At 66.0% G+C, this 23124-nt stretch carries 34 protein-coding genes and 1 riboswitch; of the genes, 24 read left to right on the top strand and 10 right to left on the bottom strand.

Going from position 1 to position 23124, the window contains the following annotated elements; genetic code table 11:
* The first annotated feature begins 3 nt into the window (after window positions 1-3).
* The 22 genes from KMAL_RS03980 to KMAL_RS17770 all read left to right on the top strand — a co-directional run bounded on the left by KMAL_RS03980 (window position 4) and on the right by KMAL_RS17770 (window position 13784).
* A complete protein-coding gene (locus KMAL_RS03980; protein WP_110094467.1) occupies window positions 4-1392 on the top strand; it encodes a DUF3383 domain-containing protein in 1389 nt (462 codons plus the stop codon).
* A 3-nt stretch (window positions 1393-1395) separates the two neighbouring features.
* Complete coding sequence (locus KMAL_RS03975) at window positions 1396-1833, top strand: phage tail fiber protein (protein WP_110094466.1); 438 nt, start codon at window positions 1396-1398, stop codon at window positions 1831-1833.
* The gene (locus KMAL_RS03970; protein ID WP_239019927.1) at window positions 1833-2324 is read left to right on the top strand and encodes a hypothetical protein; all 492 of its coding nucleotides are present in this window, start codon (window positions 1833-1835) and stop codon (window positions 2322-2324) included. The genes KMAL_RS03975 and KMAL_RS03970 overlap by 1 nt, the downstream gene beginning before the upstream one ends.
* A gap of 117 nt (window positions 2325-2441) precedes the next feature.
* Window positions 2442-3809, top strand: coding sequence for a hypothetical protein (locus KMAL_RS03965; RefSeq protein ID WP_110094465.1), 1368 nt, complete (start codon window positions 2442-2444; stop codon window positions 3807-3809).
* A gap of 81 nt (window positions 3810-3890) precedes the next feature.
* Window positions 3891-4178, top strand: coding sequence for a hypothetical protein (locus KMAL_RS03960; RefSeq protein WP_110094464.1), 288 nt, complete (start codon window positions 3891-3893; stop codon window positions 4176-4178).
* A 144-nt stretch (window positions 4179-4322) separates the two neighbouring features.
* Window positions 4323-5054 (top strand): hypothetical protein, encoded by a 732-nt coding sequence (locus KMAL_RS17145; RefSeq protein ID WP_110094463.1) that lies wholly within the window; start codon window positions 4323-4325, stop codon window positions 5052-5054.
* Between the two features lie 114 nt (window positions 5055-5168).
* Window positions 5169-5480 carry a phage baseplate plug family protein gene (locus KMAL_RS03950; RefSeq protein ID WP_110094462.1) on the top strand — a complete coding sequence of 104 codons (312 nt, stop codon included), beginning with the start codon at window positions 5169-5171 and terminating at the stop codon, window positions 5478-5480.
* A 4-nt stretch (window positions 5481-5484) separates the two neighbouring features.
* The gene (locus KMAL_RS03945) at window positions 5485-6399 is read left to right on the top strand and encodes a baseplate hub protein (RefSeq protein WP_146044148.1); all 915 of its coding nucleotides are present in this window, start codon (window positions 5485-5487) and stop codon (window positions 6397-6399) included.
* A 5-nt stretch (window positions 6400-6404) separates the two neighbouring features.
* The gene (locus tag KMAL_RS03940) at window positions 6405-7052 is read left to right on the top strand and encodes a Gp138 family membrane-puncturing spike protein (RefSeq protein WP_167400109.1); all 648 of its coding nucleotides are present in this window, start codon (window positions 6405-6407) and stop codon (window positions 7050-7052) included.
* A complete protein-coding gene (locus tag KMAL_RS17140; protein WP_167400101.1) occupies window positions 6970-7347 on the top strand; it encodes a hypothetical protein in 378 nt (125 codons plus the stop codon). The genes KMAL_RS03940 and KMAL_RS17140 overlap by 83 nt, the downstream gene beginning before the upstream one ends.
* 10 nt (window positions 7348-7357) lie before the next feature.
* On the top strand, window positions 7358-7711 hold the full coding sequence (locus tag KMAL_RS03930) for a hypothetical protein (protein ID WP_110094459.1): 354 nt from the start codon (window positions 7358-7360) through the stop codon (window positions 7709-7711).
* Entirely contained in the window at window positions 7698-8915 is a 1218-nt protein-coding gene (locus tag KMAL_RS03925) for a baseplate J/gp47 family protein (RefSeq protein WP_239019926.1), read from the top strand. Before KMAL_RS03930 ends, KMAL_RS03925 begins: the two co-directional genes overlap by 14 nt.
* Before the next feature lies 1 nt (window position 8916).
* On the top strand, window positions 8917-9489 hold the full coding sequence (locus KMAL_RS03920) for a DUF2612 domain-containing protein (protein ID WP_110094457.1): 573 nt from the start codon (window positions 8917-8919) through the stop codon (window positions 9487-9489).
* Window positions 9486-10964 carry a hypothetical protein gene (locus KMAL_RS03915; RefSeq protein ID WP_110094456.1) on the top strand — a complete coding sequence of 493 codons (1479 nt, stop codon included), beginning with the start codon at window positions 9486-9488 and terminating at the stop codon, window positions 10962-10964. Before KMAL_RS03920 ends, KMAL_RS03915 begins: the two co-directional genes overlap by 4 nt.
* Complete coding sequence (locus KMAL_RS03910; RefSeq protein ID WP_146044147.1) at window positions 10961-11386, top strand: hypothetical protein; 426 nt, start codon at window positions 10961-10963, stop codon at window positions 11384-11386. The genes KMAL_RS03915 and KMAL_RS03910 overlap by 4 nt, the downstream gene beginning before the upstream one ends.
* 15 nt (window positions 11387-11401) lie before the next feature.
* Entirely contained in the window at window positions 11402-11686 is a 285-nt protein-coding gene (locus KMAL_RS03905) for a hypothetical protein (protein WP_110094454.1), read from the top strand.
* On the top strand, window positions 11683-12096 hold the full coding sequence (locus KMAL_RS03900; protein WP_110094453.1) for a structural protein: 414 nt from the start codon (window positions 11683-11685) through the stop codon (window positions 12094-12096). Before KMAL_RS03905 ends, KMAL_RS03900 begins: the two co-directional genes overlap by 4 nt.
* Window positions 12097-12162: 66 nt before the next feature.
* Complete coding sequence (locus tag KMAL_RS03895) at window positions 12163-12633, top strand: hypothetical protein (RefSeq protein ID WP_110094452.1); 471 nt, start codon at window positions 12163-12165, stop codon at window positions 12631-12633.
* A 20-nt stretch (window positions 12634-12653) separates the two neighbouring features.
* The gene (locus KMAL_RS03890; RefSeq protein ID WP_110094451.1) at window positions 12654-12992 is read left to right on the top strand and encodes a hypothetical protein; all 339 of its coding nucleotides are present in this window, start codon (window positions 12654-12656) and stop codon (window positions 12990-12992) included.
* A gap of 48 nt (window positions 12993-13040) precedes the next feature.
* Window positions 13041-13448: a hypothetical protein gene (locus KMAL_RS03885; RefSeq protein ID WP_110094450.1), complete on the top strand. Its 408-nt coding sequence runs from the start codon at window positions 13041-13043 to the stop codon at window positions 13446-13448.
* A 4-nt stretch (window positions 13449-13452) separates the two neighbouring features.
* Window positions 13453-13653, top strand: coding sequence for a hypothetical protein (locus KMAL_RS03880; protein ID WP_110094449.1), 201 nt, complete (start codon window positions 13453-13455; stop codon window positions 13651-13653).
* On the top strand, window positions 13650-13784 hold the full coding sequence (locus KMAL_RS17770) for a hypothetical protein (RefSeq protein ID WP_275399314.1): 135 nt from the start codon (window positions 13650-13652) through the stop codon (window positions 13782-13784). Before KMAL_RS03880 ends, KMAL_RS17770 begins: the two co-directional genes overlap by 4 nt.
* A gap of 82 nt (window positions 13785-13866) precedes the next feature.
* On the opposite strand, the gene KMAL_RS03875 is transcribed toward KMAL_RS17770, so the two are convergent.
* The 6 genes from KMAL_RS03875 to ssuD form a co-directional block, all read right to left on the bottom strand.
* Window positions 13867-14073 (bottom strand): TOBE domain-containing protein, encoded by a 207-nt coding sequence (locus tag KMAL_RS03875; protein ID WP_110094448.1) that lies wholly within the window; start codon window positions 14071-14073, stop codon window positions 13867-13869.
* Window positions 14074-14157: 84 nt separating this feature from the next.
* The gene (locus tag KMAL_RS03870) at window positions 14158-14490 is read right to left on the bottom strand and encodes a hypothetical protein (RefSeq protein ID WP_110094447.1); all 333 of its coding nucleotides are present in this window, start codon (window positions 14488-14490) and stop codon (window positions 14158-14160) included.
* A gap of 39 nt (window positions 14491-14529) precedes the next feature.
* Window positions 14530-14898: a hypothetical protein gene (locus KMAL_RS03865; RefSeq protein ID WP_110094446.1), complete on the bottom strand. Its 369-nt coding sequence runs from the start codon at window positions 14896-14898 to the stop codon at window positions 14530-14532.
* A 326-nt stretch (window positions 14899-15224) separates the two neighbouring features.
* The gene (locus KMAL_RS03860) at window positions 15225-16193 is read right to left on the bottom strand and encodes a homoserine O-succinyltransferase (RefSeq protein WP_110094445.1); all 969 of its coding nucleotides are present in this window, start codon (window positions 16191-16193) and stop codon (window positions 15225-15227) included.
* A gap of 46 nt (window positions 16194-16239) precedes the next feature.
* Window positions 16240-16348, bottom strand: a riboswitch (SAM-I-IV-variant riboswitch).
* A 28-nt stretch (window positions 16349-16376) separates the two neighbouring features.
* Window positions 16377-16910 carry a flavin reductase gene (locus tag KMAL_RS03855; protein ID WP_110094444.1) on the bottom strand — a complete coding sequence of 178 codons (534 nt, stop codon included), beginning with the start codon at window positions 16908-16910 and terminating at the stop codon, window positions 16377-16379.
* Between the two features lie 135 nt (window positions 16911-17045).
* Window positions 17046-18221, bottom strand: coding sequence for an FMNH2-dependent alkanesulfonate monooxygenase (gene ssuD / locus KMAL_RS03850; protein ID WP_180999735.1), 1176 nt, complete (start codon window positions 18219-18221; stop codon window positions 17046-17048).
* Window positions 18222-18674: 453 nt separating this feature from the next.
* Here ssuD and mtnK point away from each other — a divergent pair, with 453 nt between their 5' ends.
* Together mtnK and KMAL_RS17135 are read left to right on the top strand one after the other, a co-directional pair.
* Complete coding sequence (mtnK, locus tag KMAL_RS03845) at window positions 18675-19937, top strand: S-methyl-5-thioribose kinase (RefSeq protein ID WP_110094442.1); 1263 nt, start codon at window positions 18675-18677, stop codon at window positions 19935-19937.
* Window positions 19934-20089 carry a hypothetical protein gene (locus tag KMAL_RS17135; RefSeq protein WP_167400108.1) on the top strand — a complete coding sequence of 52 codons (156 nt, stop codon included), beginning with the start codon at window positions 19934-19936 and terminating at the stop codon, window positions 20087-20089. The genes mtnK and KMAL_RS17135 overlap by 4 nt, the downstream gene beginning before the upstream one ends.
* Before the next feature lie 162 nt (window positions 20090-20251).
* Here the strand turns inward: KMAL_RS17135 and KMAL_RS03840 are convergent, their stop codons facing one another.
* From KMAL_RS03840 to sodC, 4 genes are all read right to left on the bottom strand, one after another.
* Window positions 20252-20707 (bottom strand): RrF2 family transcriptional regulator, encoded by a 456-nt coding sequence (locus tag KMAL_RS03840; protein WP_110094441.1) that lies wholly within the window; start codon window positions 20705-20707, stop codon window positions 20252-20254.
* Between the two features lie 60 nt (window positions 20708-20767).
* Complete coding sequence (locus KMAL_RS03835) at window positions 20768-21460, bottom strand: RBBP9/YdeN family alpha/beta hydrolase (protein WP_239019925.1); 693 nt, start codon at window positions 21458-21460, stop codon at window positions 20768-20770.
* A gap of 21 nt (window positions 21461-21481) precedes the next feature.
* Window positions 21482-21961: a thioredoxin domain-containing protein gene (locus KMAL_RS03830; RefSeq protein WP_146044146.1), complete on the bottom strand. Its 480-nt coding sequence runs from the start codon at window positions 21959-21961 to the stop codon at window positions 21482-21484.
* Between the two features lie 470 nt (window positions 21962-22431).
* Window positions 22432-22974 (bottom strand): superoxide dismutase[Cu-Zn], encoded by a 543-nt coding sequence (gene sodC, locus KMAL_RS03825; RefSeq protein WP_110094490.1) that lies wholly within the window; start codon window positions 22972-22974, stop codon window positions 22432-22434.
* Window positions 22975-23124 lie beyond the last annotated feature (150 nt).

The raw sequence follows: 23124 nt of genomic DNA, 5'->3' as shown, positions 1-23124 counted from the left end.
GATATGGCCGGCATTCCTGTTTCTTCCATCGTCCGGGTCACGCCCGGCGTCCTTGCGGCGGGGGGCGGTGTCGCGTTCCTCAACGGGCTGGTGCTGTCGCGCAATGCGGGGCTGCCCGCATCCGGCGTCACCGTGTTCACCTCTGCCGCCGATGTCGCGGCGATGTGTGGCGAGGACAGCGTCGAATACGACATGGCGCAGGTCTATTTCACGGGCTACGCCAACGCGGCGCAGACACCCTCCACCCTGCTGATGGCCGCGTGCCCCGCCTTTGCCGATGCCACGCAGGCCACGGCCACCGCCACGCTGTCGGCGGGGGCGGTGCAGTCCATCGCGATTGCCGATGGCGGCAGCGGGTATGCCACCGCCCCCACCGTCACCCTGTCGGGCGGCGGCGGCACCGGGGCGACCGCCACCGCGACGGTAACCGATGGTGTGGTCACCGCGATTGCGGTCAGCGCGGGCGGCAGCGGATACAGTTCTGTCCCGACCGTTACACTTTCCGCCCCCGCCGCGGGCACCACGCCGGGGACGGTGATGGATGCGCTGGTGGCGGGCAATGCGGACTGGACCGGCTTTACCACGTCGTTCGAGCCGTCGCTTGCGGACAAGCAGGCGTTCGCACAATGGACGGCGGCGCAGGGCTCGCGCTTCTGGTACGTGCCGTGGGATACCGACCCGCAGGCGGCGGTGCCCGGCACGACCGAAGCCTTTGGTGCGTGGGTTGCAGCCCAGGGCATCGCGGGCGTCACCCCCATCTATGCCGACCCGATGGTCGCCGCCCTTGCGCTGGGGTGGATGGCGGCGCTGGACTTTTCCGCCACATCGGGGCGCACGACGCTGAAATTCCGGCAGAACGGCCTGATCACCCCCACGGTGGCGACCGCGACGCTGGCGACCACGCTGGCCGCCAATGGCTACAGCTATTACGGCAGCTATGCCGGGTCGGGGACGGATTTCCAGTTCCTGTCCGATGGCGCGGTGTCGGGGCCGTTCGCGTGGGCCGACAGCTATATCGGGCAGGTGTGGCTCAATGGTGCGTTCCAGTTGGCACTTGCGAACCTTCTGCTCAATACCGGGCAGATCCCGTACAATGCCGATGGCGACGTGCTGATTGCCGCAAGCGTGCAGGACACGATCAACCAGGCGCTGGCGTTCGGGCTGATCCGCGCGGGCGTGGCCCTGACGGCGGCGCAGCAGCAGCAGGTCAACAACGCGGCGGGACGCACCATTGCCGACACGCTGGCGACGCGGGGATGGTATTTCCTGCCCGGTGCCTCCACCGCCGCCGCCACCGTGCGCGCATCGCGGGCCTCGCCCCCGTGCCAGTTCTGGTACACCGATGGCGGGTCGGTCCAGTCCATCAGCCTGTCTTCGCTGGAGGTGCAGTAATCCATGAGCGACTATAACATTTCCGACGCCAACTCGGTCTTTACCATCACCGTCAGCAGCCTGTTCAACGCGCCGGTCACGCTGTCGAACTACAGCGCCGACCGCGCGTTCGAGGCCGAGCAGCGCGAACTGGTGGAAACGCAGATGTCGGTCGATGGCTACCTCTCCGCCGGGTGGGTGCCGCAGCCGGTGCGCCAGTCCGTCTCGCTCGCCGCGAGTTCGGACAGCTGCCTCGTCTTTGAATCCATCGTCACGGCGCAGGATGTCGCGCGCACGATCTATCGCATCGGGGGCGAGATCCAGCTGCCGTCCGTGGGGCGGCGCTATACGCTGCTGCGCGGGGTGCTGCGCGCGGCCAGCGCCCTGCCCAATGCGGGGCGGGTGCTCGATGCGCGGCGGTTCGACATCCTGTGGGAGCGGGTCCTGCCCGCAGCGCTGTAATGGCGCTGAAATCCATCGAATATACCGTGGCGGAGGAAGGCGAGGACCAAGGCAAGGTCTTCGTCATCACCCGCATGAGCGCATTCGACGCCGACCGCTGGGGCCGCCATGTGCTGCATGCGGCCCTTGCCGGTGGCTATCGCGCGCCCGATGGCGACGACGCGGCGGAGGGGATGGCCAGCATTGCCGAAGCAGGCATCCGCATCTTCGGCATGATGGCGCCCGAGGCCGCGGACCGGCTGCTGGACCGCCTGATGCAGTGCGTGCGCATCATCCGCGACCCCGCCCATCCCACCCCGCAGCCGGTGATCCCCGCCGACATACAGGAGGTCGGGACCGTGGGCCTGTTGCAGATGGAGGCGATGCGGCTGCACACGGATTTTTTTTCCGGCGCAAGCGTGTTCATCTTCCTCCCCGTCGCCCAACTCCTGCAGGCGGTGGGCGAAGACGCGCGGAGTGCGCCAACGTCTCGCGCGCCATCGCCTGCGTGATCGCATCGCGCCTGGCGCGCCTGCATGAACTGCAGGACGTGTATGACACCGAAGACCTGTACGACCTGCTGGAAATCGCGGCGGTCAGCACCCACAACAGCAGCGTGGATCAGTGATATGGCACCTGTCACCAACTCCCCCGCCACGGGGGCCGGGACTGGACGCGCGGATGGTGCCCGTGGCCTGTCACGCGCCATGCGGCAGGTGCGCCAGTTCGAACGCCAGGCCCCGGGGTTCGTGCGCACGATTGCCGCCCGGCGCAGGGCGGCGATGGCGTTGTTCGATGGTGCGCGGCCATCGCCGGGCGCCGCGCGCGCTGCCGCCGCCGCCAGCCGGCGCGCAGGGGCGGCGAAAGTGCTGCTCCCCGGCCACGGGGCGGCGGCGGCCCGGTTGCGCGGGCGGGTGCGGCGCCTGCGCGGCGCGATGTACGACGCGATGTACCCTGTGGAGGGTGCGGCGGGCAGGCGCGGGGATGAGGCGCGCGGTCCTGCCGGGCCGCCTGGTGCAGCACAGGGGGATGACGTCTGCAGGGAACCGCCGGCCCTGACCCCGGTGCAGCGCCGGGCCGCTGATGCAGGGGGCAGGCGCGGGCACGATGCACGTGGGCCGACCGGGCCGCGCAGTGCCGTGCGGGGGGATGAGGCCCGCAGGGAACCACCAGCCCTGACCCCGGTGCAGCATCAGGCTGTCACGGGTGGGGCTGTTGCTTCGGGTGGCGCGGTGCCGCCCATGCAGGCCGGGATGCAGCGGGCACCGCAGGATGGCGCACCCATGGCCCCCGTCCCGCAGGGTGCGCCTGCGCCCGCAGACGACACCGAACGCACGGTTTTGGGGGCGGACCCACGCCCGCCGGATCGAAAACTTCGTGATAAGGAAACCAGTTTGCGCGAAATGCGGACCATCCGGGTTTCCGGGGAAATGGGCTTTCTGCCACTGGTCGCGGTCGGGGCCGCCGGGAGTGGGGGGCAGGGACATGGGTTTGATGAAGTGCATCGCGGCGATGCGGGCCGTGCTTTCGGTGTCGGGCAATGGCAAGCACCGCGCGCGCAGGCGATGATGCAGGGACCGGGCATTGGCGTACGCGCCGCAAGAATTGCCGATCAGGTCAGGGCATATGGCCTTGGGATACCGTCTGGTCCTGATGCCGGCGCCCGAAAGGCGGGACGGCGGCTCCTGTCAGGTTTTCGTCCGCCCGGTCAGGCATCCGCCCCCCTGCACGGATCTGACCCGCGCCCAGAAGACCGGGAAGAAGCGGAAGGACGCCAGCGTGGCGACTGGAAACGTGGTGACTGGGCGGATGTCGTCAGTCGGCAACTGGACATGGCGAATACTGTTCCAGGTGCGATGGCAGGCCATAAAACAGAAGTGCATGTCGGTGATATCATCGTGCATGCGAATACCCATGACGGGAACAGGATTGCAACACAGATACATAACCAGTTGCGCCAGTCGCTTCCGGCGCTGACGAACACCGGTCAGCGGTGAATTCATCTGCATCAATGACATGTTTCAAAAGTGTCATAACCTGCTGCATGATATGATGCAGGTACGGAAACCAAGGATGACATGATGAAGCAGACATTGGTGGTGCTGGCCCTGTTGATGGGGGCGGCGGTTTGTGGTTCTGCGCATGCGGGGCGGCCGCGTCTGTCCGATCAGGCGCTGATGGCGAAGGAAGAGAACCTGAATGACCAATGCCGGGGCGGCCTCGGCACTTCACGGGCGACCATGGCGGCCTGTGATCGGCGTGATGCGGTTCTGGGCGTTCTGGAAAAGCGCAACATCTGCTGGGGACCGCGTGACGTCATTGAGGCTGAAATGCACTGGGTCAGATGCAAACCCCTCAAGCCGTAAGAGATTATTTGAAAAAATTAAGTCAGATAACCTGGTGGAATAATAAAGGTTTTTGGTGAAGCTTTTTCCAAAAAGCTTCGAAAGACGCCGCCGTCCTGAAAAAAGACGGCACATGAACGAACCATCATCCCGCAGGAGAGGCCCATGACCATCATCCCCGTCTCCATGCCCGCAACGTGGAACCTGCCGTCGATGCAGGGCGTGCCCTCCGTGCTGGGGAATGTCGCCGACGATGCGCAGGCCATGGGCTCGGTCACGCTGGGCACCATGCTCGATGACTACCAGATCAGCAGTGCGGCCAGCCTGTGGGGTATCTTTGACGCCACCGGCGCGCAGGTGCTGGGTGCGGCGCATGTGCGCGCGGTGGAGTTCGAAAGCGCGCATGCCATTTCCGACGCCCCGCAGGAAGACGGCGCTTTTGTTTCGTACAACAAGGTCGCCGCCCCCCGCCGTTTCATGCTGGAGATGCTGTGCGACGGGTCGCAGGGGGGCAGCGGCGGCCTCGACAGCCTTGTGGCGCAGTATTCGCCCATTGCTGCGTGGGGCAACATGACGGGCGATGGCGCGCGGATGGTGCGGGCGTCGTTCCTCGCGACCCTTGCGGCGATGGAGGACGACACCGCGACCTATGCCGTGCATACGCCGGAATATTCGCTGGCGTCGGTCAATGTGGTCGGCCACCGTTACCGGCGCGAGACACGCGGCGGTGTGACGCTGCTGGTGGTGCAGGTCATGCTGGTGGAGGTGCGGTGCACCGCGACCCGGTCCTATGCCACCACCGCGACGGCGGCGGGACAGGTGATGCAGTCCGGCGGCACGGTGCAGGCCACCGATGCGGACACGACGCAGGCCGCCGCGCTGTCCGAAGTCCTGTAGTAAAAGTTTCCGGGTGCCGGATTTTTTCAAAAAGGCGGCGTCTTTCGAAGCTTTTTGGAAAAAGCTTCACCAAAAACTTTTATTCCTTAAATCCTTTTCCAAAAGGTACAGTAAATGGCGACCCCACAGGTCATTCCCCTGTCCGCCATCGCGGCGCAGTCGGTCAATGTCGTCGTCTCCCGACAGGTGCTGCGCCTTGATGTCAGGCAGCGTTCCACCGGGCTGTTCATGGATGTGTGGTGCAATGGCACGCAGGTCCTGTGCGGCGTGCTGTGCCGCGACCGGACGTGGATCGTGCGCGATGGCCATTTCGGCCTGCCCGGCGACCTTGCGTTCCTCGACCTCGAGGGGACAACCGACCCGTCATATGAGGGACTGGGCGCGCGCTATGTCCTGACCTATGCGGAGGGGCAGGATGCAGCCTGATTTCATGCAAAGGGCGCTGGACGTGACCTTCACCGTGGCGTCGGGCGGGTTTGGCGCGGGCGGGGCGGATACGCTGACGCTGTCGGGCCTGCGCTGCCATGCCGAGGTAACGCATGCGGGCATGCCAAGCGGCAGCACGCTGTTGCTGCGGATCGGGGGGATGGACCTGCCGATGATGAACCGCCTGTCGGTGCTGTCGGCCATGCCGGTCGCCACCGCGCCGCAGCAGCAGATGCAGGCCTGCGGCAACACGGTCACGCTGCAGGCCACCCATGGCGATACCATGGTCGCGGTGTTTCGCGGCGTGGTGGTCGACGCCTTCACCGATTTCGCCACCGCCCCCGACGTGGCGTTTGTCGTCACCGCCAGTTCGATTGCCGGGTTGCAGGTGCTACCCCTGCCGCCCGGTGGCTATGCCGGGGCGGTGTCGGTGGAAACGGTGCTGTCGGACATTGCCGCGCAATGCGGGCTGCGCCTGGTGGCGCACAACCTTGGCGGGGTGATGATCCATGACCATTACGGATGGGGCTGCGCGCGTGACCGGATCGAACGCATCCGCCATGCCGCGGGCATCGTCATCAACATACAGGATGGTACACTGACCGCATGGGGCCGCGACCTCGCCACCGATGGGGATGCGGGCACGCCGCCGCTCATCAGCGCGGGGACCGGGCTGTTGGGCTATCCCGCCTATAACCAGGACGGGGTATCGTTTCGCACGCTGTTCCGGCCGGACATCGCCTATCTTTCGCCCGTGCGGGTGCGCTCCGGCGTTGCGGCGGGGGGACTGTCCATGGCATCGGATGGGGTGTGGACGCCGTACCGGATCACGCACCACCTGCAGAGCGAGGTGCCAGAGGGCGCATGGTTCACCGATGTCGCGGCCCTGCGCACCGGCAGCCCCGCCGTGGGAGGATGATGGAAATGGCAGGACAGGACACGACTTTTCCGGGGTTCCAGACGCGGCAGGATGGCGGGTCGGACTATGGCTCCATCGAGGCGGTGGGCCGCCGCCTGCTGGCGATGATGGGGGCGGATACGCCGGTGCGCGTCGTTGCCGTCAATGGCACGGGTCTGAACCCGGTCGGCTTTGTCGATGTGCAGCCGCTGGTGCACATGCAGGACGCGCTGGGCCAGGCGATGCCGCACGGCGTCATCCGCAACGTGCCCTATGTCCGCATGCAGGGCGGCACAAGCGCCGTCATCTGCGACCCCTGCGTGGGCGATATCGGGGCCATCATCATCTGCGGCCGCGACATCAGCGCCGCCAAGGCCAGCAGGGCCCCCGCCGCCCCCGGCAGCTTCCGCATCCATGACATGGCGGACGCGATCTATGTCGCCCCGATCCTCAACGCTGCGCCAAGCGAGTATGTCTGGCTGACCGGCAACGGGATCAGGCTGAAGACCGCCGGCACGTTCGAGGTGGACGCCGCCAGCATGAAGGTCAGTTGCGACATCACGTCGAGTGGCACCATCACCGGACAGGCCGATGTCGTCGCCGCCGGGATTTCCGGCAAAAGCCATACTCATCCAGTCAGCGCCGCACCGGGCAAGACAGGAACGCCGGAGTAAGGGCCTTCTTTTTCTGGAGAAAAAGAAGCAGAAAGACTTCTATCCATTTGTGTCCGCAGAACGCGCACGCGCATTTTCCCCTTATGTAATCAGAAGTTTTTTGGTTCTTTTTTCAAAAAAGAACGCCTTTGCCGCGAATGGGACTGTCCCTTCTTTTTCTGGAGAAAAAGAAGCAAAAAGACTTCTGTCCATTTGTGTCCGCAGAACGCGCACGCGCATTTTCCCTTTATGTAATCAGAAGTTTTTTGGTTCTTTTTTTTCAAAAAAGAACGCCTTTGCCCATGCCCCAACATGAAAGGCACATCATGACCTCGCTTCTTCTGGACCGCACGACGTGGGACCTGTGTGTCACGGCGTCGCGTGACATTGCGGTGGCGTCCGCGCCGTACTGCGTGCTGCAGGACGTGGCGACGGCGGTGCGGACGTTCGTGGGGGAATGCTGGTACGACACGGCGAAGGGGATTGCCTATTTCAACCTCGTGCTGGGGGTGGGGCAGTCGCCCGCGGCCTTTCGCGCGCAGGTGGAGGCCACGGCGCGCGCGGTGTCCGGGGTGGCCGATGCGCGGTGCGTGCTGACGGCCATCGGCGCGGACCGGGTGCTGTCGGGCGCCATCCTTGTCACCCTGACCACGGGAGGAACCGCAAGTGTCAGTTTCTAGCACCACGTCCGTGCCGTCCGCCACGCTGGGCGCCACCGGCTTTGTCGCGCCCGCCGAAAGCGACATCCTGACCGGGGTGATGGCCGATATCAGCGCCGCGTTCGGCGGCAGCCTCAATACCGACCTGTCCACGCCGCAGGGGCAGTTGGCCAGCAGCCTGAGTGCCATCATCGGTGACTGCAACGATGCGTTCGCAGCCCTTGCGAACGGGGTGGACCCGGCGTTCGCGTCGGGACGGATGCAGGATGCGATCGCACGGATCTACTTCATCTCCCGCAAGGCGGCGACGGCGACCGTGGTGTCGTGCGTGTGCGCGGGTGCTGCGGGGACGGTCGTCCCGGCCGGCACGCTGGTGCAGGACAGCGCGGGATACCATTATGCCGCGACCTCGGCCGGGACGATCCCCGCGACGGGCACGCTGGTGATGGAGTTCGCCTGCACCACCACGGGGCCGGTGTCGTGTCCGGCGGGTGCGATCTCGGTCTACCAGGCGGTGGCGGGACTGGTGTCGGTCACGAACACGGCGGCAGGCGTGACGGGCACGGACCTTGAGGGCCGCGCCGCGTTCGAGGCACGGCGTGCCGCCACCGTGGCGGGGAATTCCATCGGCTCCAACGCCGCCATCCTTGCGAACATCCTGTCGGTTTCGGGGGTGACGGATGCGTATGTGACGGACAATCCCACGTCCGCCACCGTCACCACGGGCGGCGTCGCGATTGCCGCGCACAGCGTCTATGCCAGCGTGGTGGGGGGCGATGCGTCGGCCATTGCACTGGCGATCTTGCACAAAAAGCCGCCGGGATGTGGCTATACCGGCGGCACCACGGTCACGGTGTCGGACCCGAACGCGGCCTATACCACCGCGCCGTCCTATGCCGTGTCGTTCGATTACGCGACGCCCACGCCCATTTTCATTGCCGTGTCGATCGCCAGTTCGGCGGGCGTGCCGTCGGATGCGCTGACGCAGATACAGGCGGCGGTGGCCGCCGCGTTCGACGGCACGGATGGCGGGACGCGCGCGCGCATCGCAAGCAGGCTGTATGCCAGCCGGTTCTATGCCGGGATCGCGGCACTGGGCACATGGGCGCAGATCGTGGAAATCACGATCGGCACGGCCGCCACGCCCACCGGCTTTACGGTGCAGATGGACATCAGCCAGGCCCCCACGCTCGACCCCGCCAACATCACGCTGGCGCTGGTGTGACATGGATAACGTGCAACGGACGATCCTCAGCCAGTATGCCAGCAGCCCCACGATCTGCACCCTGATCGACGCATGGAACCAGTGCATCGACCCGACGGCCAGCATCGACAGCTTTTATGACCTGGTCTGGAACGTGCAGACGGCGCAGGGCCATGGCCTTGACGTGTGGGGCCGCATTGTCGGCATCAGCCGGGTGCTTACGATCACCGAAGACCTGTTCTGGGGTTTTGGGGAGGCCGGCAACACGTCCGCCGCCCCCTTCGGGCAGGGGCCGTTCTATAACGGGTCCGTCTCCACCGCCAATTACGCGCTGGCGGACGATGCGTTCCGCACCCTGATCTATGCCAAGGCCATGGCGAACATCACCGATGGCTCGGTCCTCAGCCTGAACGCCATCCTGATGACGCTGTTTGCCGGGCGCGGCAATGCGTGGGTGGCCGATGGCGGCGACATGACCATGACCTACAGTTTCGATTTCCAGTTGACCCCGGTGGAGATTTCCATTGTCGAGGCGTCGGGCGTGCTGCCCCGCCCCGCCGGTGTCTCTGTCGCCTACCGTATGGAGGTTTCGTGAAACAGGGTTCCTTTCCGGCAAAGTTCGCGCTTCCCTTCGCCTCTGGCGCGGGGGCGGCCTATATCCGCGCGATCCCGCAGGCGTCGCAGGTCGGGGTGACGGCGGGGGCCGCGTCCCTGGCGGACGGCTTCCCGCCGGTGACGTTCGACCCGGTCTCCGCCGGGGGGACGCCGCCATCGGGGGCGGACATGAACGGCATCCTCAACTGGGTGACGTCCGTGCTGCAGGCGTACCAGTCGGGATATCTGGGCGCGTGGGACAGCACGTTTGCAACCGCGATCGGCGGATACCCGATGAACGCCATCGTGTCGGGGGTGGCGGCGGGCACGTATTACGTCTCCACCACCGATGACAACATGACTACGCCGGGGGCCGCGGGGGCGGCGTGGCAGTCGCTGTTTGCCGGACTGCAGGTGGCGCTTGGCTTCACCCCGGTGCAGCAGGGGGGCGGCACGCAGCAGGGGGGCAATAAAATATACCTCGGCTGGGGGCAGGGGACGTATGCCGGCCGTCTGGCGTATCAGGTGGATGGCACGGACAAGGGGCCGCTTGCCAACCATTCGGACGTGACGGACGAGGTCACACGCGCCACAACGGCCGAGAACACGCTTTCCGCCTTCCTTGTCGGGGAGATTTCCCGCGCCCAACAGGCGGAAGGCGTGCTGTCCAATTCCCTGACAGGGGAAATTGCCCGCGCCGAGGCTGCTGAAGCCAGATTGGTTTCCGGTGTTGGCGACCCGACGCAGAGCGACGCGCAGGTTACGGTGCTGGCCTATCGCCCCTCCTGGGGGACGGCCTTTATCAGCTATGACGGCGGCATCCTGATCTTCGCCAGCCAGCCACAGTTGCAGGCGACCAATGCGAACCTTGCGGCGGAATCCACGGCCCGCGCCAACGAGGTCGCGGCCCTGACGGCCAATTTCGCGAATTACGTGCCGCTGACGGGGAATGTCACGATCGGGGGGGCAATCGATTTCTCCGGCACGGTCGGCTTCAACTACAACGTCCCGAATGGCGGCTGGACCAAGTATTACTATGGCGGCGGCAATGCCTACAGCTTCGCATTGCAGGAAGACGGGAACGCCGTTTTCTACGACGCCAGCGGCAATGCCATGTTTTCCGTGGGCGGGTCGCCCGGCGCCATTGACCTCCAGCTGCCGGTTTCGGGGAACGTGCGTTCCGGCACCGTGTCTGGTGGCACGTTCTCGGTCATCAATGGCGTGATGCGGCTGGCGTTCACGGTCAACACCACGACCGCAACACCCACGATCACGTTCCCCATTGCGTTCGCATCCGCGCCTTCGGTCGTCGCGATGCTGGCAAACACCAACACGACAGGCGGTGTCAGCGCATGGTGCAACCTGCACAGCGCCCCGACAGCGACAGGCGTCACGCTGTTCACCCGCTCGGCGGCGGGTGGGGTCGATTATGACGCCTATGGCCTGGTCCAGGTCATCGCGGAAGGACCGGTATGATGAACACGGAATGGAAAACCACACACCCGGCCCGGTATTACGCGGCGTATGACCGCACCGCCGCGCAGCCGACGCCGGTGACCGGGTGGTACGATGCCGCCTTCTACAGGGACATATCGCACCTTCCACCCGCCGAAGTCCTGCTCCCCCTGACGCCGGAAGAATGGGCGTCGCGCAAGGCGGTCGGACATGGCGTGCGCGGCGGAAAACTGGTGGAACACACGCAGGCGCGGGCCGCCCCGCTTTCCGACAGGGCGGCGCAGGCGCTGCGGCTTGCGCGGCAGGTCGTGTGGGACGAATACGGATCGCTGGGGATCGCCCCGCCGCCGCAGTGGGTGGATTACCAGAAAACGCTCAGGGCCATTGCCGATGGCGCGGATGCGACAGGCCCTGGCCTGCCGCCCGCGCCCGCCATTGCATAACCGCAGGAACCCGAAATGACCGATACCACCACCACGGCCCCCACGATGCAGAACTATATCCTGTATCGCACCAAGGCGCTGATGTTGCAGCCGCCCTACAGCTACCTTGCGGGTGAGACGCCCGTCATCCCGGCCGCCACCGTCGCCGGGGCGGTGGGCACGGTCGTGTCCACATGGTCGATGACCGGCATGGACGGCCTGACCCCGCCGGACGGGTTTGCCTATGCGCTGGATGCGGCGAAATCCTACCCGGTCGGCAGCATCTACACGCCGCCCGCAACCACGGCCACAACGGCATGAGCGTCCTTCCACGTGGCATCCGCAACAACAATCCGGGCAACCTCGATTACGTGGGGCAGGCGGGCGCGCATCTGGAAACCGGCGTGGCCGACCCACGCTTTGCCGCGTTCCCGACCATGGCGGATGGCATCCGGGCGCTGCGCGACCAGTTGATCCGCTACGGTGCGCGGGGACTGACCACGGTTTCGTCCATCGTGTGCGTCTATGCGCCCGCGTGTGAGAACGCGACGGGCGCGTATATTTCGATCCTGTGCCAGCGGATGGGCGTTGGCCCCGACACCGTGCTGGACCTGCGCGACACGGCCACGATGGCACGCCTGATCTGCGGGATTTCCGTGGTGGAGAACGGGCCGGGGCACCTGACGATGGCGCAGATCGAACAGGCGCTGGGGACCGCCCCCGCCGCGTAATCACACCGCACAATCCGCGCCTGTCCCGCCGCCCGATGAGGCGGTTTTTTATTGCCTGGAACACAGATGACCGAAGACCTGACGCCCGACGTGCAGGGCATCCTCGACGACCATGGGGAGCGTATCGGCTCCCTCGAACGCTGGCGCGATGGCGTGGACGGGAAGCTGGACGACATCCGTCACGAACTTGGCGCCGTGCGGGCCGAGGGGAAGGAGCGTTCCGCCGTCTCCGCCGCCGCGATGGAGCGGCAGTCGCGCGACATACAGGACCTGACCCGCCAGTTGGCCGAACATACCGGCGCGCAGAAGGAGCGTAACCGGCTGGAGCAGGCGAAGCTGACGAAGGCGCGCATTGCCGAAAGCCGGTGGAAGAAGCGCGCGGCCATCTGCGGGCTGGTCTTTGCCGTGTTCGGCGCGGTGGGCGGCACCCTGCTGTCGAGCCAGACATGGGACGACTTCTTCTTCGCCAATGTCCCGTTCCTGCACCGCCATCATGGAATCGCCGCCGCGCCACCGCCCGCGCAGAACATCGGCTGACATCATATCGAGGACCGACGATGGACCCTTCAACGATCCTTTCCGATCTGCTGCCCTTCATTCCCGCGCCCTATGTCGGCGCGGTGGTGGACTGGGTGACCTTCCTCATCGCGACATCCGCGCTGGTCATGCGCTACTGGCGGCCGCCCGCCGCCGGGTCGCGCGCGGCGGCGGTGTGGATGGTCGTCTCCGCCATGGCGCAGGCGCGCGGGTGGAACGCGCCCGCGTACCAGCCGGACCGCAAGGCGCTGATGGTGCCAAAAGACACGCCCCGCGCCGCCGCCGCCGCGACGCTGGGCCTGCATCCCGACGCCACGCGGCCCAACGCGCCGCATGCCGGCAACACCCCCGCATCCTGACCGACCACGAACCGCCCATTTGAGGCGGTTTTTTACTGGAGCCATCCCATGACCAAACGCGTAACCCCCGCCCGGTGCGCCGCCCTGTCCGTGCTGTGTGGCCTTGCCGCCTGCGCCAGCAGCGGGCAGGGCAAGCTGAAACAGTCGGTCTATGACATCGACAGCGCCTATCACGTCATGGCCGAACCGATGCCCGACGTGATGGCGGGCAAGTTGCCGGGCGTCACCCTGACGGACGCGGAAAAGACGCTGGTGAAGTCCGCCAGCCAGAGCGTGTTCAACGAGATCACGTCGCTTGAGACCTCGATCGAGGGCGGGAAGTCGATCACCGCCACCGCCGTTTCCGCGCTGGAAACCGACTTTGCCTCGCTCGAGGCCTGCTGGACCGGCGTGAAGGCGGGGCAGCAGCCCTCGGCCTGCGCCGGCCTTGCCACCACCATCACCACGGGGAACTGACATCATGGATGCAACCGAAATCAGCGCGATCGCCAGCGCGGCGGGCGCGGTCCTCGCCCTGATCGAGAAATACGGCCCCGAGGCATGGGCCACCATCAAGGAAGCGGTGGAAACCAGCAAAAGCACGACCGGCCCGAGTGTCGCGGAGATCGAGGCGATCTATGCCAGATGCAAGGCCGACAACGCCGCGATTCAGGCGTCGTGAGCATCTTCGTCGCGGGCCTGCTCGCCGGGTTTGCGGGCGGCTTCATCTCGGCTGGGGCCGGGGTGGGGCTGTTCGTGTGGCGCAGGCGGCGGCGGGCGATGGCGGTGCGCATGGCGCTGGGGGCGGGGTAGATGTTCTTTTTTTGGAAAAAAGAACCAGAAAACTGCCGTTCATGAAAGGAAGTCCCCACCCGCGATGGGGTGGGGGAGGGGATCAGACGCCCACCATGACGTCGGAGGCCTTGATGATGGCGGTTGCGGGTTCCCCGACCTTCAGCTTCAGCTCGGCCACGGCTTCGTTGGTGATGGAGGCGGTGATGATCGTGCCGCCGCCGATGTCGATGCCGACATGTGACGTGGTCGCGCCCTTGGTGATCTGGGTGATGGTCCCGGCGATCTGGTTGCGTGCGCTGATTTTCATGATGTCCTCGGCTCCGGTAACGATATCGTCTGGTGATATCCGGCCCCTGTGTAATCACGAAATGCGGCGCATGGCAAACCGGCGTCATTCCCCCCGCAGGCGGCGCAACAGGGTGTTGAGGCGGCCTTCGTGTGGTTTCGATTCGTCCACGGGGCGGCCATCCGCGTCATCCATGGGATAGCGCGGAAGGTCCGGGCACGCCCGGCACAGCGCAAGCCACAGGCGGGCCAGCTGCTGGCGCCTGTCCTGGCATGACCGGGCCAGCGCCTGCACATGGCGCATCTGCGCCACCGCCGCCGGGTCCCGCAGGCGCACGCGCGGGCGCAGCCCCTCCGCCATGGCGACGATGGCGGCGGAACTCCTGTCGATCTGCGCCAGCACCTCGCCATAGGCGTCGATGATCCGTTGCGTGTCCATGTCCGTTTGTTCCCCCCTGTTGCGGCATGTCCCGGCGGGTCAGTCGGGCGGCGGCTGTGCGGGGTCGCGCTGCACGTTGGGGGCGTTCATGCCGGGGGGGATGTATTCCTCGCTGGTGGGGGATTTCCCGTGCGACAGGCGCGACTGCCGCGCCTTGTCCCCCAATGCCTTGTGGTCCTGCAGGTACGGGGCGTTGTTGTAGTCGGAGGCAGGCTTGCGCTGCACCCGTTCGGAATGGTTCTGGATGGAGGACTGGCCGCTGCGGTCGGTTGCCGCCTTGTCCGGCATGTCCTGCGTCGGGCTGGTGGGCATCGCGCCGCCGGGCGCGGGTTGCGCCAGCGCGCCCGTCGCGGGGACGGCGCATGACAGCGCCAGCGCCAGCGTGATGATGTGGGTCGGTCGGGTCATGGTGAGGAACTCCCTTGTCCGAAGACCGGACACCCGCATGCCATGGGGCACGGCAGGCTGTTCGACACGAACGCGGGATGCCATGCGCAGTTGCGCCGGCTGCCTCAGGGGCTTTGCCCCCGAGACCCCCACCAAAGGGCATTGCCCTTTGGGAACCACGACTTTTAAACGAATCAGGGTGCAGGGAGCGCGCTCCCTGCCGGGTCCGGAGCAAGCCGCCCGGATGCTGCGAGTGACGATGTCCTCAGGGGCTTTGCCCCCGAACCCCCACCAAAGGGTATTACCCTTTGGAAACCATGACTTTTGACGGATCAGGGGGCGTGTGTTTATGCGGGCCCTGCGGCGATGGCTTCGCGCACGCGCGGGCTTCCGGCGTGGGGGCGGCCGATGCGGGTGATGTCGAACGGCGTGGTCTGGTAAATGCGGTTGATCCAGTTCCCCGCCAGCAGGTGCGCATGGCTGCGCCAGCGGTTGATCGGCGCGCGGGTCGGGTCGTCATCGGGGAAGTAGTTGTAGGGCACGCCGATGTCCATCCCGGCCTCGATATCGCGGAAATATTCATCGGCCAGCGACGTGGAATCATATTCCAGGTGGTTGAACATGTGCAGCGAATGGTGCGACGGGTCATCCAGCAGGCACAGCCCCGTCTGCGCGCTTTCCGCAAGGACGGTCATGCCGCTGTGGGCGGGGATGTCCTCGCGCCGCACCTCCGTCCAGCGGGAGACGGGGACGCACACGTCGTCGGAAAACCCGACCAGGTAGGGCGAGGCCGGGACCAGCACGCGATGTTCGTACACCCCGAACGCCTTCTGCCCCAGGCAGTGCTTTGGCATGCCATGGAAATGGTGCACCGCCGCCTGCGCCGCCCAGCAGATGTTGAGACATCGGTGCACGTTCGTCTGCGTCCAGTCGAACACGCGGCGCAGTTCGTCCCAGTAGGTGACATCGGAAAATGACAGCCGCTCCACCGGGGCGCCGGTGATGATGAACCCGTCAAAGCGTTCGGAGCGCACGTCTTCCCACGCGCGGTAGAACGAGGTCATGTGGTCGGCGGAGGTATGGCGCGGGATATGGCCGCTGATGCGCACCAGCGTCAGTTCGACCTGCAGCGGCGTCGCCCCGATCAGGCGGGCAATCTGGGTTTCGGTGCAGATCTTGTTGGGCATCAGGTTCAGAAGCCCGATCCGCAGGGGGCGCACATCCTGGCGGATGGCGTCGGCCTCGCCCATGACCATGACGCCTTCGCGTTCCAGCGTGGCGCGGGCGGGAAGGTCGTCGGGAATCCTGATTGGCATTTACGTTCGTGCTCCAACTACGTCTTGTCGGGCCGAACGCTTGTGGCTTGATCCGTTTGGTTGCCGGGTCCGGCCACATCCTTCCTTGCGGAAGCGCCACCTTGCCCGGAACGGCAGGTTGGCGTTGGGCGTCGCCCCAACTCCTGATGCTGGCGACCCTTCTATGCCTGCCCGCGCGTCATTTCAAGCCCGAAAAGCATCCTCCCCATCCTGTGAAGCCCGGCCATAGCCACGCCTGAACCACAGCAGCGCGGGCGGGGCGGCCTGCGCCGCGTGCGTGATGGAGAGGACATGGGCGAACACCACCGCATGCGTGCCGACATCGCGGACATCGCTGATGCGGCAGTCAAGGCTGGCAAGTGCCCCCTCCAGCAGCGGCGCGCCGGTCGGCCCGCGCCGCCATGTGGCCCCGGCAAAGCGTTCGGCCATCGTGAGGCTGCGGCTGGCGAAGCGGTCCGACAGGGCGGACTGCCCCGCATGCAGCACGTTGATCGCCAGCACCCCGTGGCGCACGATGTGCGGATGCGCGCTGGTGGTGCGGTTGATGCACACCAGCACGGTCGGCGGCGCGTCGGACACGCTGCACACGGCCGAGGCGGTAAAGCCATGCGCCCCGCCCGGCCCATCGGTGGTGACGATGCTGATGGCGCTGGCGAGTGCCGCCATGCCGTCGCGAAAGGCGGCGGCGGACACCACGGGGTCGAGGAGTACGGTCATGATGGCTTCTCAGGATCATAAGATGAAATGGATTGAGTGATAAAAGTTTTTGGTGAAGCTTTTTCCAAAAAGCTTCGAAAGACGCCGCCTTTTTGAAAAAAAGGCGGCACCCAAAAACTTTTGATACATAGGCCTTCAGGCTGCGTTGGGCGGGCGGTGGTCGTTGGCGATCGTCTCCCCAAACGGGCCCATGTTGTGGCCTGCCGCCCCGGCGCGCAGAGGGTGTGACAGCGGCAGCAGCGGCAGCACGCGTTCGCCGAACTGGTAGGCTTCCTCCACATGCGGATAGCCGGAGAAGATGAACGTATCGATGCCCAGGCGCCGGTATTCGTCGATGCGTTCGGCCACCGTCGCCGCATCCCCGACCAGCGCCGTGCCCGCGCCGCCGCGCACCAGCCCCACGCCCGCCCACAGGTTGGGGCTGATCTCCAATTTGTCGCGTCGCCCGCCATGCAGGGCGCGCATGCGCGACTGCCCCACGGAATCCATCCGCGCAAACACCGACTGCGCCTTGGCCACCGTCGCATCGTCAAGGTGGCTGATCAGGCGCTCGGCGTCGGCCCATGCCTCGGCCGTGGTTTCGCGCACGATGACATGCAGGCGGATGCCGAACGACACCTCCCGCCCGCGTGCGCGCGCCAGCGCACGGATGTGCGCGATCTTTTCCGCTACCTGCGCGGGCGGTTCGCCCCATGTCAGGTACTTGTCCACCGATTTCGCGGCGACATGGGACGCGGCCTCCGACGATCCACCGAAATAGACCGGCGGCCCGTCCTTCTGGAACGCGGGGAACAGCAGGTGGCCGTCGCGCACCTGGATATGTTTCCCCTCATACGTCACATGTTCCCCCCGCAGCAGCGCGCGGTAGATGTCGAGGAATTCGTCCGTGATCTCGTACCGCGTGGCGTGGTCGGCAAACAGCCCGTCTCCCGCGTTTTCCGCGGGGTCGCCGCCGGTGACGATGTTGATCAGCAGCCGCCCCTGCGAAAACCGGTCCAGCGTCGCGGTCATGCGGGCCGCCAGCGTGGGCGACAGCAGCCCCGGCCGCAGCGCGATCAGGAACCGCAGCCGCCGTGTCAGCGGCGCGAGGGCGGAGGCCGTGACCCAGCTGTCCTCGCAACTGCGGCCGGTGGGGATCAGCACCCCGTAATAGCCCAGCGTGTCCGCCGCCTGCGCCACCTGCTGCAGGTAGGGCAGGTCCACCGCGCGCCCGCCCTTCTGCGTGCCGAGGTAGCGGGTGTCGCCATGCGTGGGCAGGAACCACAGGGCGTTGATCTTTTCAGGGATGGTGTAGGTGTCCGACATGGTCATGATGCCTTGGCAAAAGGGGTGGCAGGGTCGCTGCGGTCGTGCCGTTGCGTGTCCCGCGCGATGCGGGGGCGTGGATATTAACGATCATGAGTGCGTATTATTACATTAATGACATTATCAACGGTACAATATGAGTCAATAAAATATTGTGCGTGTATTTTTTGTGTTATCGTCGATTCCGGGTCGGGGATGCGCGAAATTACGCCATGCCCCTGCGTGAAAAGCCCGCGTGACACACGCCGCAAGGGAACGGGGATTTTTGTCCATCATGTTGATATGTAATGAGTTATATCGTGGAGTCCGGGCCGCGCCACATCCCGCCATGATTAACGATGCAGGATCGTGCATTTCATGCCGCCCCGCATGGGGCCGCTCCCTTGCAATCGGCGCGCGGTCGCGTCATCCCGGTTGGTGTGGCCCGTCACGGCGGCCACAGCAGGACGGAGACCCCCGATGAACGTGCATGCCCCCCCGAAGACCCCCCGTTACCGCACGCTGGACATGCCCGGCATCCTTGCGTTCCTGTCCGGCCTGCCCGATATCGCGCAACGGCTTGGCGCGACGGTGGCGCAGTGGACGATCCGCGAGGTCAGCGACGGCAACCTCAACAACGTGTTCGTGGTCGATGGCCCGCGCGGCGGCGTGTGCGTGAAGCAGTCGCTGCCGCATGTGCGCGTGGACCCGTCATGGAAGATGCCGCTGGACCGCACGTTTTTCGAGGCCGCGTACCTGCGTGACATCCATCCCCTCGTGCCCGGGCTTACGACGCGTTGCCTGCATTTCGACCCGGACCTGTTCGTGCTGGTGGTCGAAAGCCTGGCGGGGCATGCGGTGTACCGTACGGCCCTGATGTCGGGCGTGGACTGGCCGCGCGTGGTGCCCGACATCGCCACCTTTGTCGCGCGGGCAACCTTTGGCACCTCGGTCCTGTCCGAACCGTTCGAGTGCGTGTTCGACCGGCAGGCGGTCTATGCCCGCAACCAGACATTGCGGCGCATCACGCTGGACCTTGTGCTTGATGACCCGTACCACGACCATCCGCGCAACCACTGGGACGATGCGCGCCTTGATGACGTGGTGGGGCGGATCCGCGCCTCGCACGGGGTGCGGCGGGCGGTGGACGGGTTGCGCCTGCGCTTCCTGACCTGCCCGCAGGCGCTGCTGCATGGGGACCTGCATACGGGCTCCATCATGGCGACAGCCACCGATACGCGCGTCATCGACGGGGAATTCGCGATCTATGGCCCCATCGGCTTCGATTGCGGGATGTTCATCGGCAACCTCGTGCTGCGCCGCTTTGCCGACCTCGCGCCCGATGCGGGGCGGCGCTGTGTTGCGGACATACAGCGTTTCTGGGACACGTTCGCGGCCGAATTCACCCGGCTGTGGGCGGCGGCACATCCCACGCCCTCCGCCCCGTCGGGGCCGTGCGCGTTCTTTGTCCCCGATGAAGGCGACGCCTCGCCGGGGCGCGCCGCGTTCCTGCGCGCGGTGTTCGGTGACATGGTGGGATACTGCGCCATGGAAATCATCCGCCGCATCATCGGTTATGCCCACACGGCGGATTTCGATGTCATCCCCACGCACGATACCCGCACTGCACGCCGCCGCGCGGCGCTGGCCTTTGCCTGTGGGCTGCTGGATGCCCATGGGACGCAGGGTGACGTGGAGGCCGCCTTTGGTGCGTTGGCGCGGGAAGATGTGAAGGGGGTTTGAAGCTTTTTGAAAAAAGCTTCACCAAAAACTTTGATCAGTTAAGGGCTCGCGTTCTGCCGGGGGGGATGGAGGCTCCTGCCGTGCGGGCGGGGGTGTTTTTCGGATGGAAGTTTTTGGGTGCCGGCTTTTTTCAAAAAGGCGGCGTTCTTTGAAGCTTTTTGAAAAAAGCTTCACCAAAAACTTTGATCAGTTAAGGGCTCGCGTCCTGCCGGGGGGATGGAGGCTCCTGCCGTGCGGGCGGGGGTGTTTTTCGGATGGAAGTTTTTGGGTGCCGGCTTTTTTCAAAAAGGCGGCGTCCTGCGCCCGACCTTCATTCAGATGGAAAAACCTGCCACCTGTGCCACCGGGCGTTCGGGCCGGGGCAGGCCGTGGCTTTCGGCCTGCCGCACCAGTTCGTCGAGCGTGACCTTGCGGTATTCGCGTTCCAGCATCCCTTCCATCTGGTTCAGGAACGGCCGGATGACGGTATTGAACAGTGGCCCGTTGCGCCGTTCCATGCGGTCATGGCGTGTCACGATGGCCTGGTGGATGTCCGACAGCAGGATTTCGCGCGCCGGGTGGCCCAGCCGGTATCCCCCGTGCGGCCCCCGTACCCCCGCCAGCAGGCCAGAGCGTGACAGCACCTGCAGCAGCGGTTCGATCCCGCGTCGCGCCATGCCCGACCGGCGCGCGATTTCGGTGGCGCTGACGGTATTGCCGTGCATGCCATGGAACGCGATGTCCAGCATGATGAAGATTGCCGTGACCGTGCGGTCGCGAAGGCCCTGCATGTCGTATGTCCCGTGGTTATGCCCGCGTCACGACAGGCCGCGCCACGATGCGGCGTGGTGTCATGGCGCGGTGCGCGTGGAAGGGAGGGTTTCAAGGAATTCCGCCATCCACCGCAGGCCCTGCTCCCAGGCCCCCACGGCGGAGGCATTGCCCAGATGGCCATGCGCCCCCGCCACCAGCAGGCGCGCGCCCCATCCGGCGGCAAGGTCGCGGGCGCGGGACGCGGACAGCCATTCGTCATCGCTGCTGGCGACCACGCGCGCGCCAAAGGGCAGCGGCGCCAGCGCGGCAGGCGCGAAATGGTGCAGCAGGCCCGGCACCTGTCGCGCACGCGGGCCATGCAGGTCCGCCGGCGCGACAAGGAACGCCCCGGCCACGGGGATGCGCGCCTGCTGCATGGCCCAGCGCGCAACCAGTATGGAGCCAAGGCTGTGCGCGGCGAACACCACCGGGCGGCGGCAGTGCGCCAGCGTGCGCTCCAGCCCCTGCACCCATGTGTCATAGGTCGGATGGTCCCAGTCCACCTGCCGCACCCGCCGCGACGGCAGCAGCGCATGCCAGCGCGACTGCCAGTGCCGTGGCCCGGAATCATGCAGTCCCGGCACGATCACCAGGTCATGGGGCGACAGCAGGTCGCGCACCCGCCGCACCAGCATGGCCGTGTCGTCGGGCGTGGGGGAAAGCGCCTGCCCCGCCATTGTCGGGGCGGGCAGGGGGGCGGTGCCGGACCGCAGGGATGTGTTGAAGGTCATCTTACGCCTCGCACCGTGCGTTCAGGCCGCGGCCATGCGGGTTGGGGGTGTCGCGCGATCCGCTCCGAACAGGTCCAGCATCCGCACCACATCGCCAAAATCCCTGTTGCCACCGGGCGGGTAGGACAGCGTGGCGCGGATCGTCATGTCGGGCGCGATGAGGAACACCACATGTTCGTCCACCGGTGCGGCGGGAACATCCTCGAACTGCGCGCCGGAATACAGCGCGCGTATCGCGGCGGCGTCGCGCGCGTCGCACACCGTCGCCCATGCGCACGGCAGTCCCGGCGTGATGGGATGCACATCGTCATGATGGGGCAGGGGCGGCAGGGAAAGCACCTTTACCGAACGGTCCAGCGCCGCGATGCTGCCGGGGTGAAAGTCGTGCGGATGCGTCAGCAGCACGCCCCACGCCCCCGCCAGCCAGTCATGGAAACACAGCCGCCCCAATGTGGTCCGCGCCGTGAAACCGGGTGCCGCGTGTCCTGAAAATAACGCCATCGCCTTATTCCCTCCCGGCAGGACTGTCTGCCTTGAAGGGATAAAAACACACGAATGATGGGGAGTCAACAAAACCACAACGTAAATCGTCTTTTCTGGACGCATTAACAACGGTTGCATGTGTGTTTTGTTGGATGTGGTTTTACGTATCGGAAGCGTGGTTTGCGCGACCACCCGCAGGGGCTTTGCCCCCGCACCCCCACCAAAGGTCGCGGACCTTTGGAAACCGTTATTTTTAAACGAATCAGGGTGCAGGGAGCAGGCTCCCTGCCGGGCCCGGGCAGAGCCCGGAGATCACATGCGCCACTGGCGTCGGGCGGGGGCAACCATCCGCAGGGGCTTTGCCCCCGCACCCCCACCAAAGGTCGTGGACCTTTGGAAACCGTTACTTTTAAACGAATCAGGGTGCAGGGAGTGCGCTCCCTGCCGGGTCCGGGCAGAGCCCGGATGTTTCGTGCTCGCGCGGGGGGTTATTTGATCACGGCGCACGCCACGCGATCGCCCGCGCCGCCGATGGGCTGGCTGCGGTAATCATCGGGGTTGGCGTGGATGACAAGCGAGGAGCCATCGGCGTCGAGCAGTCCGGGGTGCCCGTCCGTTCCGTTGAGCGTGACGAGTGTGGAATACAGTTCCACGGTGGCGCTGCCGTCCGGCCCGACGAAGATGTTGGGCAGGTCGCCCGCGTCATTGGCGTTGGCGTTCAGCAGGCCATGCACGACCGGGGTCGTGGCGTGGACATGCGCGCCCGCGCTGGTGAATTTCGGTGCGCCGCAACTGCCTTTCTCATGGAAATGCACGCCGTGCCATCCGGGGATCAGCCCCTGCGCCGTAATGCGCAGGATCACGCCATGGGGGGCGGCGGTGACCTGCACGTTGCCACGCGCCGTCCCGTCCGTGCCCATCAGGGTGCCGGAGGCCGTATCGGCGGCATGGGCGCGGGCAGGCAGGGCGGAGGTGCCAAGCGCGGCGATGCCGCAGGCCAGCACGGCAATCTGTCGAAGGCGTGGGGACATGGAATTTCCTTTTTCGTTGTTGCGGTCATGCGGGGGACCGTCCCGGCCATGCGGGGGCACGGCGGGCATGGCGCTGCATCCCTGTCGGTCCGTGCACTGTCGCGCCATGGGCATGGCGGGGAAAGCCAATCCTTCGTGACCACGCCATGC

Source organism: Novacetimonas maltaceti, assembly GCF_002906255.1.
In the GTDB taxonomy this organism is placed as follows: Bacteria; Pseudomonadota; Alphaproteobacteria; order Acetobacterales; family Acetobacteraceae; genus Novacetimonas; species Novacetimonas maltaceti.
Note: the sequence above shows the minus strand (reverse complement) of the source record. Positions and strands in the feature narration are given on the sequence as shown.